Genomic DNA, 15602 nt, shown 5'->3' on the forward strand with positions numbered 1-15602 from the left:
TGACAACATTTTTTGAAAAAAAAAAAAAAAATGTAAATGCCTATATAATAAAACACTGGAGAAAAACAAATGATAGAAATTAAAAACTTAACAAGGGTCTTTAAAAACGATACTGGTATAAAAAATGTCAGCTTCAATATTAATGACCAAGATATTATTGCCTTTGTTGGTGATAATGGTGCTGGAAAAACAACAACAATAAAAGCAATTTTTGGTGAACTTCACTTAAAAGAAGGAGAAATTTTAATAAATAATGAAAATTTATTTATTAATAATAACTTACAAAAATTGGCTTTCTTTCCAGATACTAACAATATTCCACTAGACATGAAACTTCACGAATATATATTATTTTTATGTGCTGCTAATGGAATCAACAAAAAACAATTAGAAAATAAAATTAAAAATATCTATGAAATGCTTGATTTAAATAAATTTAAAAATAAAAAGATTAAAGAGTTATCTGCTGGATGAAAGAAAAAGGCAATTATGGCAAGTGTACTTGTTCGTTCTCCAAAATATATTATTTTAGATGAACCAACAGCAAATCTAGATGTTGAATCAAAAATAGAGTTTATTTCAATTCTTAAGGAGTTAAATAAACTAGGTGTTACAATTCTTATCACAAGCCATATCATTGAAGAACTTCAAGAAATAGCAAATCATTTAGTTCTTATCAAAAACGGAGAAATTGTTTATGATAAACAATTTGATAATAAGAAAGAGTTAATAATTAATATTTATAAAAAGTTTATTGATCCAAAAAAAGTAAATATTGAATTAATTTCAAACTTATATAAGGAGGATAAAGAAAATGAAAAATAAAAATGTAAAAAGTTTATTTATAATTTATTTTTTAAACTTAAAATTAGCTTTAAGAAATAAATCTATTATTATCACAGGTTTAATTTTCATTTTTGTTAGTTCCTTATTTATTCTTATGCAATCACTTTCAAGTAGTTATCCTAAAATGCAACTAATGAATTTATCATTATTTAAAACAGTGTCATATATTTGTAGTGGATTTTGCTTTAGTATTTTTCTCACTTTAATTTCATTCTTCTTTTTTAAAAAGCAAAAGGATGATGGAATTCAAAATATAGAGTTAAGAGCAGGAATACCAATTTGACAATCATTTTTGTATAGATATTCACTTGCAATATTAATTTCAATATTATATGTTTTAATAAACTTTATTTTAGGTACTTTATTTACACTAATTTCAAACTATGAGCAAGTTATTGTCAATGATATATTACTAACTCAATTGGCTTTTTATTTCTTTTTACCCATAGTATTAATTCCTTTTATAATAGCTATTTCAATGACTTTTAGTGTAGCAATTGGGATTTTAAACAATTTATTATTAGCATTGTTAATTTTTATATATCCCTTTGGTGCTGCAATAAGTAGTCAATTAAATGGAACTTTCAACAAAATATCAGAAACTAGTTATCTAAATGCCAATATTAATATGTATCTTGGTCACTCATTCTATAATAATTTAAAAAATGTTGAGAACTATAGTGAGATTTTCAAAGAAAGTGAAATTGATTTTAGTTATAAAGATTTTGATAATATTAAAAAAAGAGCTTTTTTAAATGGTCAATCTAATTTACTAAACAGTAAAAATGAAGTTCTAAGTGAAAATGAAGTTCTAAGTGAATATAAAATTTCTAGTCTTATGAGTGAAATTTTTGAAAAAGCACAAGATCTTGAACCTTATAATTCAAATATTGAAAATAAATATTGATTGCTCTCTAAAGAAGGATGATCAGAAAAACAAGTATATATTGAAATTCAACCAACTTTAGAACATTTAAAAAAACAGTTGCCAGAATTATTAAGCTTATTCAATTGAATTGAATATACTTATAATAATTATTTAACAATTATTAAAGACGGTGAACCTGGAGATTCAAACGGATTAGCCTATTCAATTTTTAAAAAAAACTCTTTGGATATTAAATCTACTTTCAAATTTGAAAATGAGGATTTAAATGAAAAAAATGAAAAAATATTTGATATTTATAAAAATCATCCTGAAATTATGATAATTAATTGACTAATTATGTCAGGTTATAGAGCATCAATGTACAATGATTTTAATAACTCAGACAATGATATTTTAAGTATTAAAAATAATGGTATTAACTATGATTCTGAATTTAAATCAAATAATAGTTCTGCTAATGGTAATTTTTTAAACAACTGATGATATATTTATAGAGGTAATAATACAAAGCCTTTTGTAAATGATTATGTTTCTTCAATTTCAGCTATGATGCAACCCACTAAGCCTTTAAAGTATTATTCAAAAAATGATATTGAAGAGATTATTAAAAGAACAAAACCAAAAGAAGAAAAATTAAACGATGAAGATTTATCTCTTTATAAAGATTTAGATATGAAATTAATTGGTGGATTTAATATGACATTATGCATAATATGCTGAATAGCTTTTTCTGCAATATTGACATATTTAAATTTATTAATTTATAAGAAAAAATCAAAAATATAAATATTTATATATTTTCTAATTTTAAATCCAACATTTATCTATGTTGGATTTTTTTTCATTTAACTAATAAAAATATAATTTAGAATTATTAAAGGTCTTTTTTAAAAATGAAATGCTTCATTTCTTTTTCATTATAAATTTTTTTAAACTCTCCTATTTTAATAAAATCATTTTTTAAAACAACTTTTTGAGAGATTAAATTATCATATTTTATTAAAGAATAAACTTGCTTTAATCCATATTTATTTTTTGCAATATTTAATAAATCTAAGACTGCTTTTGTAGCATATCCCTTTTTTCAAAATTCATATTTAATAATATATCCAATTTCATATACAGTATTTCCATTTACTTCTTGTAGTGTTATTCCTGCTTGACCAACTACTAAATTATTTTTTGAGTCAGTAATAAGTTTATAACCTAATTCATTTTCTAAATATCTTTTTTGTTGTTTTTTTATTCAGTCATGTACATCTTTTTCATTGAAGTCATGTTCTCAAGCTTTCATAACTTTTTTATTTAAAAGCATATCAGCAATATCTTGATAATCTTCAATACTCATTTTTTTATAAGATAATTTCATATTATAAGCTCTTTCCATTTTATTTAATTATAAAGTATAAAAAACCTTATTAGTATGCTCTTGTAAGACATACTTAATAAGGTTTTATCCTTTAATTTAAAATATTTTTATTTACTAAGCCTCATTGTTTTTTTTGGCTTTTCGTTGTTCACCTAAAATTTTTATCATACGTGGTTTAATGGCTTCTTGTTCTCCACCATAAACAATCTGAACATTTGTTCCTCTAATAAGAGCTCCATTGGCTCCTCCTAAAGATATGATACCTTCTTTATCAACAACACTTCCGTCTTTTACAGTTACACGTAAACGACTTGCACAAGCATCAACATCGACAATATTGTTTTCTCCACCTAAAAACTCAATTATCTTTGTAGCTTTTTGAACTCTTGCATTTTCAGAAGAGCTCTTATTATTTTCAATTTTTATATCATCAACATTCTGACCTTTTGCTTCTTTGTAATCAGCTTTTGTTGCTAATTTAACATCACTACTTCCATCTCTTCCTGGAACCATTACATTTCCATATTTTACTGCAAAGTAGAATGAGAAGAAGTAAGCTGGTGCCATAATACCTGCAACCCCTAGAATTGCAAATACTGATGTTGCACTCATAGCTTTACTTCCAAAGAATGGAATTATTCCAAATACTATATAATCAATAAATCCTCCTGAAACTGTCATTGAAACGTGAGTTCTAAATAGTCCAGATAATAAGAATGAAATTGATGCTAATGGCATATGTACACCATAGAATAATCAAGGTGCTAAGAATAAGAATGTGTATTCTATTGGTTCTGTAATTCCTGTTAGGAAACAAGTAAAGGCAGCTGAGAAATAAATTCCCATTACTGATTTTCGATTTTCCTTAGGAACATTTAATCACATTGCTAATCCCGCCATTGGTAATCCTAACAACATAAATCCAAACTTACCAGATTGGAATCTTCCAATATTTAATCCTAAAATATCTAAATCTTTAAAATTTAAAACTTCAGAATTAGCAATAACTTTATAAGCCATTGTCTGATCTCCCATTGATTTTCATAAATCAGTATAATTAGTACTTATTAAATTTCTAATTTGTTCAAATGATGGTGTTGCTGTTCCTAATAATTTAACTGCATCATGATTTTTAGCTCATAGATCTGCAAATTGTTGTTGAACAATTGGATCAATTGTTTTTTCAAAAGCTTCAGCAATTGAACCTCCGGCGTTTGTTCATCACAACGGTGCATAGAACACATGGTGTAATCCAAATGGAACTAATGAACGTTCTGCAACTTCATAAATTAATGAATCCACACCATAAGGAAGTTTTCCTGATACTTGTCCAAATGCTGCTAATCCCATACCTAGATATGGTCATAAAAACATAAATATAAATGACAATGGAATAACTGCAACAAATGTTACAATTGGAACTAATTTTGTTCCACTAAAGAAACTTATTGCAGAAGGTAATTGAGTATCATGAAACTTATTGTAGCATTTTGCTGCAATTGCCCCAACAAATATACCTGCAAATACTCCTGTATTTAATGAATTAACTCCAATGTTTGAAGTGATTAATCCATTTGGAATTCAATTAATTCATAATAATGAATAGTAAACACTTCCAGCAGCATCAATAAATTCTAGATTCGAATTAATTGTTGAACCTTTTCCAGCTTCAGCAATTTGTTGACTAGCTGCAGATACATATTTGGCAATATCTTGTAATCCAAATTCTAAGTCTTCTCAAATAATTTCTCATTTATTATCTCCAATATTTGTATAAAGTTGATGTCAAGTTTGGTCATTTAATTGTACTCAAACTGTACTTTGATCTACTGTGCTTGTATGTAATAATGCAGCTTGCATCCCATTCATAACAAGAAAACCAACAACTGCTGTTAAAGCTGCTATACCTGAGTCCTTAGTATAAGCTAATGCAACTGATATACAAAATAATACTGGTAAATTTCCAAAACAAACATCACCCATTTTATTTAGAAGTGATCCAAAATAAAATAGAAATGCAACATCACCAGCATTAGATGAAATCGCTGCACCAACACCAAGAAATACACCCGCTATTGGTAAAAGTGCTATAGGTAATAAGAACGCTTTACTTAATTTTGAAAGTGTGGGCATAATATTTTTACCCATGCTTTTCATTTTAGCAGTAAACTTATTTGAAGACTTTTCACCAGTTTTTTGAGTAATATTTTTCATTTAGTTTATTTCCTTTCTTTTGTTGTGGTTGCTAACTAGAACATCATCATTAAGCCAGTAAATGCCATTATAAAACCAAAAATCGCAACAAAAAGAGGAAAGTTTTTTTTAGTAAACTCCCAAATCGTCTGACTTTCTTGATTTCCAGTTTTAAAATTTGAATTATCTTTTACTTTATTTTTGGCATAATATGCCCAATATCCAAAACCTACAATTATTAATAATCCAATTATTAATAATGACAACCCTATAATTTGATTTTGTTCCATTTTTAAAATTCTCCACACTTTTATTATATAGTGGAAATTTTTTTATTGCAATACTATTTTTTTAAATTTTAAATATATAAGTGTTGCTAAAAAAATTTTTTAATTTTATATATTAAAACCTCTAGTATCAGCTTTAGTTTTTTCTATTCAATACTTAAATTTATTCTTGTCTTGATTTTTTTCTAATTCAATGAACCTAATATCTTCATTTTTTAAACCCTTTTCATTCATATAGTCTTCTATATTTTTATATTCCTTATGTTCAATTTTATTTACAATTTCTAATGTTGTTTCACTAAAATTGCTACTTTTGAATATTAATATTGGTCAAAAATACTCTTTTGAATTAAAATTATTAAAAATTAGGGCATAAATACCTGACTTATTTTCAAATTCATCCCCAAATTTTACTACCCTTTTATTTTTAAATATTTTTTTAATGTCATTATTTTCTATTTCTTTTTTTAATTTAAAAACAGAAGAAGCACCTCAAACTGAAACAACTAGACCAATAACAAATAAAATTATTATTAATGATAAAGCTCATACTGGCATACTTGTACCTTTATTAATTTCATTCATATAATAAAACTCCTTTTCTTATATAAAACTTTTTATATACAATGGTTTAATATCTTTTAAATCCTTTATTTCAACAAAAAGTGACTTAGTTTCAAAATAACATTTTTCAAAATCAATATCCTTATAATCTGTAACTAAACTAAAATCTAGAAATTGTTTTTGAAAATCTTCAAGATATTCAAAAGGTAATAATTGATCTTCAATAATATTTTTACCACCATCATAAATTCCTAAATATATTTTAGCTCCCCTTGCATCTAATATACTTATGGCCTTATTATTGCCAGCTTGAAATGCTAATGAGGATAAAGTAAAGACATTAAATTTCTCATTTAAAGTTTTCAATGTTTTTACAATAGTAATAGCCACTCTTACGCCTGTGTAACTTCCTGGACCCTTTATTGCATATAAATTCTCTATTTCTTTTATAGTTAAGTTATTCTTATTTAAAAAAATAATAAGTTCATTCATCACAGTATCACTTACTCTTATTTGATTGTCTAAAAATAAAGTATCGATAACTTTATTATTTTTTTCTAAAATGATAATCAATTTATTATTACTAGTATCTAAAAAAAGATTCATTTAATTATTCTCCTCTATAGAAAAAATTCTTTTGCTTTCAGAAATTATTTCAATTGATATTTTTATTACATTAAAATATCTAAAATAATCAATTGCTAAATTTTGACTTCATTCAACTATATTAAAGGAATTAAACATTTCTTCTAAATACATTTCACCATCTTCTTTTGGAGTTAACCTATAAGCGTCAATATGATTTATTTTTAATTTATCAATTTGATATTGGTGCATTATTGTAAAAGTTGGTGAAGTCACCAATTCTTTTAATCCCATTGCTTTAAGCAAATATTTACTAAATGTAGTCTTTCCAGAACCCATTTCTCCCTCAAGAATTAAGCAACTATTTTCCTTAATTTTAGGCAAAATTAAGTTAATAATTGTAGTTAATTCATCAAGATTGCAAATTTCTAATCTCATTTAGCAATACTCCTTTGCCTATATGTATATATGATATAATGAATTTGCACTATTTTGGAGGTAATTATGGTTAAAGATATTTTAATAATTGGCTGTGGTTCTGCGGGACTATATGCTTGAAAAATGGCAGCCGAATTAAAATTAACTGGTGATATAGTTGAGTCAAAAGACACATATGGTGGTCAAGTTAGTACCTATTATCCAGAAAAATATATTTATAATTTTCCAGCAATTCCAAAAATTCAAGCGCAAGAAGCTATGGATCAAATGTATGAGGCAATTAAAAAAGAAGATAATGAAATTATGGCAATTTATAATACCTATGTTTTAGAAATAAATATAATAAAACCAGAAGAAATTGGCCATGATAATTGATTTGAAGTTAAATTTTCTAATAAAAAAAAGAAAAAATATAAAAGAATTCTTTTTACAGATGGTATGGGCTTATCTAAACCAATACCACTAGTTAAAAAAGATTATGATAATATATTTTATTCAATTACAAATATGAGTGGTTTTAAAGACCATAATGTATTAATTTTTGGTGGAGGTGACTCATCACTTGATTGAGCAAATGAACTTAGCAATAATATTGCTAAATCAGTTACTATAATTCACAGAAGAGAAGAATTTAGAGCAAAACCAGCAAGTATTGAAGAGGCACAAAAAAATAATGTTGTATTTTTAACACCATATAATTTTGTTAAAATTTTAGAGCATAATAAAGATATTGCAAAAAAAATAAAAATAAGCAATATTAATACAAATGAGGAGTTAGATCTAGAATTTGACTCAATTATTGTTCAATTTGGACAAACAATTGAGAAGCAAAAATTTGAAAATTTAAAATTAAATATAAATAATTTAAATAGATTTGAAGTAGATTATACTATGCAAACTAATGTAGTTGGAATTTATGCAGCTGGTGATTGTTGCATTTATCCTACAAAAGTTAGAAACTTAGTTTCTGGAGTTTATGAATCTATGCAAGCAGTTATACATATTGAAAAAACTCTAAAAAATAGAAAAGTTGTAAATAATGGTTGATAAAAAATAAAAATTTAATGTTCAATAAAAATTTAATTAGAGGTAGAGAATAAAATGAAAAACAGAATGAAAATAATAGCATGATATATCTTTTTTATTTATTTTTTTGCTTTTTTAATGCTCTCTGCAACTATGGCTCAGATTGATCCTGCACCTAGATATCATATTTTTGCATGATGAAATAAGATTTTTGCAGATATGGCTTTTTGAACTACGCAAACAAACTGAATGTTTTTTATATTCTTTTTATTTGTTGCTTTAAATGGAAAATGGGGTTTATGAAAACCAGGAAAAGTTGCCTGAATTAATTTTTTAAGTTATTTTACTTTAACAATGGTGCTCTTTTGGTCTGCTTTATCAGGTTCAAAAGAATATCCATTAGTATTATGATCTAATCAATATAATACTTTTATTAAGTGATTTATTACAGTTACTACACATCTTGTAACATATTTAATTGCTATGGGTTACTATTTTTTTATAGTAAAAAAAGAACAAATTGATATAAAAAGTTGATATAAAAAAAATTTATTAATAGGTTGAATATATCCAATGTTTTATTTATTTTTTGTTTTAATTAGAATGCTGATAATGAATAATTTAGGTACTGAGCATTTTATTATGCAAACTCCAAATAATGAAATTATTTGGATTCAGGAAAACCATGAATGAGTTTTAGATTTATCTGTTAGTGTTCTGTCAACCCCCTATTTTTTCTTTAACCCATTTGTTCTTAATGGATTAGAACTTATTGTAATTGGTTCTATAGGTTGTTTACTTTTAATTACTTTGTGTCAATATTTATTAATATGAATTAATAATACTTTTTTAAAAGAAAAAAAAGTAACTAAAAATAAAGAGATAATTGTTTTATCTCAACAAGAAAAAATAATTGCTTATTCAAAAATTTTTCTGGGTTTAATTTTTATCTCAACTTCAATTTATAAGTTAACAATATTTTCAAATTATAACTTCAGTGAAAAAGACAATCAATTATATTATATAGCATATATTCTCTTATACTTATTCTCATTGGGAACTAATCTCATAATGACAATAGTTACAATATTAAAATTACTTAAAATATATGAAAATAAAAATATTGAATTCGTCTCATCAGCTTTTTCTGGTTTCTTTTTAATACATATTTATTTTTTATCTTTAATAATTTTTATTCCTATTATCTTTGACAGAGTTACAGAAAATAAAAAAAGTTTGTTACTCAATAAATAACAAATTTTTTAAATAAAACTTTAAAATTAATTTAAAACTCGCCTTTTAGTATCATTTTAAGTAAAATTTTATCAATAGCTGAGTTAATATCATTGTTATAAAAAATTACACTAATTTCTTTTCCAGCTAAAGAATCATTATAAGTATACATATATTTATCAATTGATGTTTTATTTACATCACCATTGACTCTAGCATTTGAAAGAGCTGATTTTAAAGCCATTTCCTGAGAAGCATAATAAATGTAGCTATTAGTTTTTATATCTTTTAATTTATAAACTAAATACATTCAATCAGAAATAACTGAATCATAAGACTTTTTAACATTACTGTATGAATTTATTTCTTTTTTATACGTTATTTTTGATTGTAATGAAATAGTAATTTTTAATATTCTAATTGTTTTTTCTTCTGAATTTCCTCTTTCTATTGATTGACAAAAAATTATAAGCAATATATCTTTTTTAAGACTCAGGTTACTTTTTTCTTTAGTTTATTCATAAATATTTGTAAGTAATTTACCATTGTGGCAAAATAATTCTGGTCTTGAACTCTATGATATTTTAAAACATCCTTAAATTATCCTTATGCTTGTAGAAAATTATTAAATTGTTCACTTATTGCATAGAAATTAGGTTTTAATTGATATTGATTTTCTTCACCCACTATTGCTTCATTTTTTAATAAATCATAATAATATTTAAAAAATAAGTTTTTATTATAAAAATTTTTTAAGAGGTGAATTTTGAAAAACTTATTATAAACATTATCTTCTATATCATTAGCAGTTATGCCCAGTTTAAATATTATTAGTTGTGAAAGTGCAATTGAGGATGAAGGCTACTTTATAACAACTGATTAACCAAAAAATATTGAAGAAATTGAAAAGTCTTTCATATTAACTGTAGAAAAATCTGATAATTTCAAAAATAGAGTGCATGAAGATTGAAAGAAATATATTTTAGGAATTGATTATGCAAATATCACAGATAAAGAACAGGAAAATGAATGAATTAAATATAATTATAACTCAGAATATTCGCAGAAAGATGATATATATGTTTTGACAGACAGTATATGAATATAAAATATATCAATTTAATGAAAATTATGAAAAAGAACTAGAGAATAAAAATGGAAAAAAATTAAATTTAAAGCATTAAATAAAGAAATGTTGAAAAAGTTTAGGTTAGGCTCTTGAAAGTGTATGAATTAATCATAAAACAAAAGACCATCTAAATAAAATGTATGATTGAGCAATCCAAGATAACCCAAATGTAAGTGAATAATAGATTATAATACAACCATTGATTTAGTATATAGTCTTTTAAAAAGAAAAATAGAAAACCTTATGCGATTTGTATCAGGTTTTCTATTTTTTTATTTTTCAATTAATGATGGTTGTGTCATTTCTTTTGGAGTTTCTACTCCAAGAATTTCACATATTGTTGTTGCTACATCAGCAATTGCAGCATCATTTTTTCTAATTTTAATTGACTTGTCTGTTATTATAATTGGTACTGGCTGGCTTGTATGTTTTTTGTTAGGTCCACCTTCTTTATCAATCATAATTTCAGCATTACCATGATCAGCTGTAATAATCATTGTTGAGCCATTTTTTTCACATGCTTGATAAACTCTTTCTAATTGTTTATCTAAAGTTTTTACACCTTTAATTGCTGCTTGTAAATCACCTGTGTGTCCAACCATATCACAATTAGCATAGTTTAAAACAATTAAGTCAAACTCTTGTGACTCTATTCTTTCAACTAATTTATCAGTAATTTCAACTGCAGACATTTCTGGTTTTAAATCATAAGTTGCGACTTTAGGTGAAGCAATTAAATCAATTGAAGCACCTTTAAGTTTTATTTCTTCTTGTGTTGCTAAACCATTTTTAAAATAATCTTTTCCTCCATCAAAAAAGAAAGTAACATGAGCTATCTTTTCAGTTTCAGCAATTCTTAATTGTTTATAACCCTTTTTACTTAATCATTCACCTAAACCATTGATTACCTCAATTGATTTAAAAGCAATATGATTTGATTTAACTGAATCTGAATATTCCATCATACATAAGAAATATATTTGATCACCTAAGAAAGTTAAATTTTTAAAGTCTGGATCACTTCACGCTTCATAATTTTTATTTGTAAATGTACTTGCCATTTGAATTGCTCTATCTGGTCTAAAGTTTATAAAAACCAGTGTATCACTTTTTTTTACAAAACCATTTTCACAAGTTTTATTATAAGCTGGCAAGATACCTTCATCATCTTTTCCTAAATCATATTGAGACTGAATATATTTTGCAGGATCTGTAAATGAATTTTCACAATTTCTATCTACTAATGATTTGTAACCCTCTGCAACTCTTTCCATTCTTTTATCTCTATCCATTGAAAAGAATCTTCCTGAAATTGAACCTACTTGTCCAACTTTATATTCTTTAAATAAAGCATTTAATTGTTCTAAGTAATTTAAAGCAACAGTTGGTTTTGTATCTCTTCCATCTGTAAATAAATGAATATAAATTTCTTTAACTCCTGCCTTTGCAGCAGCTTTAAAAGTTGCAAACATATGATTCATATGTGAATGAACTCCACCATCAGAAAATAACCCCATTATATGAAAAGCACTATTTTTATCTAATGAGTTTTTAATTGCCTTTTGAATTTCATCATTTGACTCAAATTTATTATCACTAATTGCTTTATTAATTAGTGTTAATGATTCATACTTAATTCTTCCCGCTCCTAAGTGAATATGACCTACTTCAGAATTCCCCATTTGTCCTTCTGGAAGTCCAACTCATTCACCACTTGCATGAGAACTTGCTCACGGATATTGCTTTTTAAGACTTTCTACAAACTCCATGTTTGCTTGAAAAACAGCATTACCTTCTTGTTGTTCTGCAATTCCTCATCCATCTAATATTGCCAATACTACTGGTTTTTTTGTTTTCATTTTTACTCTCCTAGTATATATTTTTTTATTGCTTTGGCCACAGCACCTTCTAAATTTGTATATTGAGATACTTCAGTTGCCTTTGCCTTAATTTCATCATGTGCATTTGCAGGAGCTATTGATAATCCTGCAAATTCAAACATTGGAACATCATTTGCACCATCACCCATTGCCAAGATTTCTTCTTTTTTAATAGAAAACTTTTTAGATAAAAATTCTAATGCATATTTTTTATTAATACCTTTTTTAGTAACTTCTCCTGCTAATGAACCTTCTGTTCAAGAAACCTCTAAACCAATTTCTCTTAATTTTTCTACATATTTTTTATTAGTATTCATTGTCAAGATTTTATGACAATCTAACATTTCCATCCTTGAATTATAAACTACAGGTTCATAGTCAAAAAAATGAGTTTCATGTTTTAAAACTTTTCCTTTTTCAATTGGCATATTAATATAACTCAATTTATCATTTACAGTATATGCTCAAAGTTCTATTTCGCTAAAGTCTTTATCAGTTTTTAAAATTTCAAAAGCTTTAAGAGCTATCTTTTTATCAATTGGATTTGCATCGATTACTTTATTCTCTTTTAAATCATAAATTAATGCTCCATTAAAGGCAGCAAAAATAGCTCCATCATTTTTAAAATTAAATAACTCTAACCTATTTAATTTTGTGTGAATTGGTCTTCCAGTTACAAAAACCACTTTTATATTTTTTTCAATGGCTTGATTGATTGGTTCAACATTTTCCATTACAATATCATCTAAAGATTTAAAAGTCGTACCATCCATATCTAAAGCTAAAATTTTATAATTCATATTTATAAATTAACCTTTGTAATTTACTAATCCAAGATAAGAATCTTCAATTAATGATGCACCACCAACTAGTGCTCCATCTATATCTGCTTGCTCTAAAATTTCTTTAATATTTTCTGGTTTAACACTTCCACCATATTGAATTAAAATTTCATCTGCAACTTCTGGATTATAAAGTCCCTTTATAATATCTCTTATTTCTTTACAAACATTTTGAGCTATTTGTGGAGTTGCAACTTTTCCAGTTCCAATTGCTCAAATTGGTTCATAAGCAATAACTACTTTTTTAGCATCTTGAGCTGATATTCCTGCAAATCCATTAGTAATTTGATTTTTAACTCATTCAATTGTTTTACCACTTTCATAAGTTTTCAAACTTTCTCCGCAACATAAAATTGCAGTTATATTTGCTGCTAATAAGCTTTTTGCTTTATTGTTTATCATCTCATCAGTTTCACCAAAAAGATCTCTTCTTTCTGAGTGACCAATAACTGCATATTTAATACCTAAATCTTGCAACATTGGAACTGATATTTCACCAGTAAATGCTCCTTCTTTTTCAAAGTAACAATTTTGTGCTGCAATTGCTATATTCTTAGCAACTTTTTGTACATCGCTTAGCATAATTGAAGGCACAGCGATACCTGCAATAATATTTTTATCTACTTTAACTTTTGAATCCACAGCTTTAATAAATTTGATTGCTTGTGAGTTTGTTTTGAACATTTTTCAGTTTCCTACAATAATTTTATTTCTCATTTTTATATGCTCCTCTAATGATTACACTATAATTTTACACCATATTATAATGTTGCAAATTAATTAAAATAAAAACCCCTTAAGAGTTAACTTATTTTAATAACCTAGCAGCTTCATTGTCAATTACTACTGTTACATCTTTGTGATTTAACAAAATTGAACAAGGTCAATTTTTTGATATTGGCCCTTCTACTAAGTTTTTAACAGCTTCTGCCTTTGCTGAACCCGTTGCAATTAAAATGATTTTTTTTGCATTCATGATTGATTTCAAACCCATTGATATAGCTTGAGTTGGTACTTCATTTTCATTTTCAAAAAATCTTGAATTTGCTTCAATAGTAGATTTTGTTAATTTAACTATTGAAGTTAGTCCCTCAAAATCACTTCCAGGTTCATTAAAACCAACATGACCATTAATTCCTAAACCTAAAAGTTGTAAATCAATTCCACCCTTTTGTGAAATTAATTCGTCATATTTTTGTGCTTCATTATTAGTTTCAATCATTCCACTTGGTACAAAAGTATTTTTTTGATCAATATTAATATGATCAAAAAGTTTATTGTTCATAAAGTATCTATAAGATTGACTATGTTCTGAACTTAATTCTTTATATTCATCCAAATTAAAAGTTGTAACTTTACTTCAATCAATATTTAGTTCTTTTGATTTAACAATAATATTTTCATAGGTTGTAATAGGTGAGCTTCCTGTTGCTAAACCTAGAACAATATTAGAATTAGACTTAACTTCATTTAATATTAAATCACTTACAATTATACCTGCTTCATTGTTATCACTAATTTTTATAATTTTCATAAGTATCCTTCTCCTCTTATATTCATATATTAACTAATTTTTGAAATTAATTTATTTCAAAAATCAAAATAATTATATAACCCTTCTGTGGCTTCTAATTTAAGACCTAATCTTGGAATCATTCTTTGTAATAATACATAGGTAAGCAATCTATTTTTTCCTCTAAATAAGTATTTTTTATTTTTAATAGAGATGACCACTCCAAATGTTTCAATGGATACATCTAAAATTGAAGAAAATTCAATTGTTTTAAGAACATTTTGATTACTATCAGTTAAAAAAATATTTTGATTTGAAAAATAACAATCATAAGTTCCCATTAATTGAATCTTTTTTTCAGCAACTTCTGGATTATAGTTGTGGATATTTACACTAGTTTGAATTAAATTTATTCTTTCTTTCTTTTCTAGTTGAAATCTAACTGGAAATTGTTTTAGGGGCCTTCAAGAGTTAAAAACCAATTCTTCCATATCTCTAATAAATCTTTCTTCTTTAGAATTTAAAGTTAATTCTAATTTTTTTAAATTTCTTTTTAGTTTACCAATAAAACCTTCTGAAAGTTTAAAGTTGGCATTTATTCATCTTCAAAGAATTCAATGTTTAAAATAAGTAAATGTATTTTTATCATTTATTTTCTTTTCAACTCTTTTAATATATCACTTTGATTTTCTAGAAAGATTATTTTCATCAAAATACTTAATAAAACTTGATCTTTTTAGATAATAGCTTATATCTCCATTTACTCTTAAAAACATTTTTTACCACCTTTTATTTAAAAAATTATTTA

At 25.4% G+C, this 15602-nt stretch carries 16 protein-coding genes; 4 read left to right on the forward strand and 12 right to left on the reverse strand.

Annotation, left to right across the window (positions count from 1 at the left end):
• The first annotated feature begins 69 nt into the window (after positions 1-69).
• A complete protein-coding gene (locus tag AACL04_RS03730; protein WP_339029678.1) occupies positions 70-825 on the forward strand; it encodes an ABC transporter ATP-binding protein in 756 nt (251 codons plus the stop codon).
• Entirely contained in the window at positions 815-2521 is a 1707-nt protein-coding gene (locus AACL04_RS03735; protein ID WP_339029680.1) for a hypothetical protein, read from the forward strand. The genes AACL04_RS03730 and AACL04_RS03735 overlap by 11 nt, the downstream gene beginning before the upstream one ends.
• Before the next feature lie 88 nt (positions 2522-2609).
• On the opposite strand, the gene AACL04_RS03740 is transcribed toward AACL04_RS03735, so the two are convergent.
• The 6 genes from AACL04_RS03740 to tsaE form a co-directional block, all read right to left on the reverse strand.
• Positions 2610-3104 (reverse strand): GNAT family N-acetyltransferase, encoded by a 495-nt coding sequence (locus AACL04_RS03740; RefSeq protein ID WP_339029681.1) that lies wholly within the window; start codon positions 3102-3104, stop codon positions 2610-2612.
• 114 nt (positions 3105-3218) lie between these two features.
• Entirely contained in the window at positions 3219-5261 is a 2043-nt protein-coding gene (locus AACL04_RS03745; RefSeq protein WP_422397912.1) for a PTS transporter subunit EIIC, read from the reverse strand.
• Positions 5262-5353: 92 nt separating this feature from the next.
• On the reverse strand, positions 5354-5587 hold the full coding sequence (locus AACL04_RS03750) for a hypothetical protein (RefSeq protein ID WP_339029685.1): 234 nt from the start codon (positions 5585-5587) through the stop codon (positions 5354-5356).
• A gap of 105 nt (positions 5588-5692) precedes the next feature.
• Positions 5693-6169 (reverse strand): hypothetical protein, encoded by a 477-nt coding sequence (locus AACL04_RS03755; protein ID WP_339029687.1) that lies wholly within the window; start codon positions 6167-6169, stop codon positions 5693-5695.
• A gap of 18 nt (positions 6170-6187) precedes the next feature.
• A complete protein-coding gene (tsaB, locus tag AACL04_RS03760) occupies positions 6188-6754 on the reverse strand; it encodes a tRNA (adenosine(37)-N6)-threonylcarbamoyltransferase complex dimerization subunit type 1 TsaB (RefSeq protein WP_339029689.1) in 567 nt (188 codons plus the stop codon).
• Entirely contained in the window at positions 6755-7171 is a 417-nt protein-coding gene (tsaE, locus tag AACL04_RS03765) for a tRNA (adenosine(37)-N6)-threonylcarbamoyltransferase complex ATPase subunit type 1 TsaE (RefSeq protein ID WP_339029691.1), read from the reverse strand.
• Positions 7172-7237: 66 nt separating this feature from the next.
• Here tsaE and AACL04_RS03770 point away from each other — a divergent pair, with 66 nt between their 5' ends.
• Together AACL04_RS03770 and AACL04_RS03775 are read left to right on the forward strand one after the other, a co-directional pair.
• The gene (locus tag AACL04_RS03770; protein WP_339029693.1) at positions 7238-8221 is read left to right on the forward strand and encodes an NAD(P)/FAD-dependent oxidoreductase; all 984 of its coding nucleotides are present in this window, start codon (positions 7238-7240) and stop codon (positions 8219-8221) included.
• Between the two features lie 51 nt (positions 8222-8272).
• A complete protein-coding gene (locus tag AACL04_RS03775) occupies positions 8273-9451 on the forward strand; it encodes a hypothetical protein (RefSeq protein WP_339029695.1) in 1179 nt (392 codons plus the stop codon).
• A 31-nt stretch (positions 9452-9482) separates the two neighbouring features.
• Here the strand turns inward: AACL04_RS03775 and AACL04_RS03780 are convergent, their stop codons facing one another.
• The 6 genes from AACL04_RS03780 to AACL04_RS03805 all read right to left on the reverse strand — a co-directional run bounded on the left by AACL04_RS03780 (position 9483) and on the right by AACL04_RS03805 (position 15570).
• Positions 9483-9905 carry a hypothetical protein gene (locus AACL04_RS03780; RefSeq protein ID WP_339029697.1) on the reverse strand — a complete coding sequence of 141 codons (423 nt, stop codon included), beginning with the start codon at positions 9903-9905 and terminating at the stop codon, positions 9483-9485.
• Positions 9906-10831: 926 nt separating this feature from the next.
• Positions 10832-12418, reverse strand: coding sequence for a 2,3-bisphosphoglycerate-independent phosphoglycerate mutase (gene gpmI, locus AACL04_RS03785; RefSeq protein WP_339029699.1), 1587 nt, complete (start codon positions 12416-12418; stop codon positions 10832-10834).
• A 2-nt stretch (positions 12419-12420) separates the two neighbouring features.
• Complete coding sequence (locus AACL04_RS03790) at positions 12421-13239, reverse strand: HAD family hydrolase (RefSeq protein WP_339029701.1); 819 nt, start codon at positions 13237-13239, stop codon at positions 12421-12423.
• 9 nt (positions 13240-13248) lie between these two features.
• On the reverse strand, positions 13249-13998 hold the full coding sequence (tpiA, locus tag AACL04_RS03795; RefSeq protein ID WP_339029702.1) for a triose-phosphate isomerase: 750 nt from the start codon (positions 13996-13998) through the stop codon (positions 13249-13251).
• A gap of 91 nt (positions 13999-14089) precedes the next feature.
• Positions 14090-14815: a glucosamine-6-phosphate deaminase gene (gene nagB / locus AACL04_RS03800; protein WP_339029703.1), complete on the reverse strand. Its 726-nt coding sequence runs from the start codon at positions 14813-14815 to the stop codon at positions 14090-14092.
• 29 nt (positions 14816-14844) lie between these two features.
• Positions 14845-15570, reverse strand: coding sequence for a hypothetical protein (locus AACL04_RS03805; protein WP_339029704.1), 726 nt, complete (start codon positions 15568-15570; stop codon positions 14845-14847).
• Positions 15571-15602: the final 32 nt, after the last annotated feature.

It is taken from the genome of Spiroplasma endosymbiont of Cantharis nigra (assembly GCF_964019925.1).
Classification (GTDB): domain Bacteria; phylum Bacillota_I; class Bacilli_A; order Mycoplasmatales; family Mycoplasmataceae; genus Spiroplasma_A.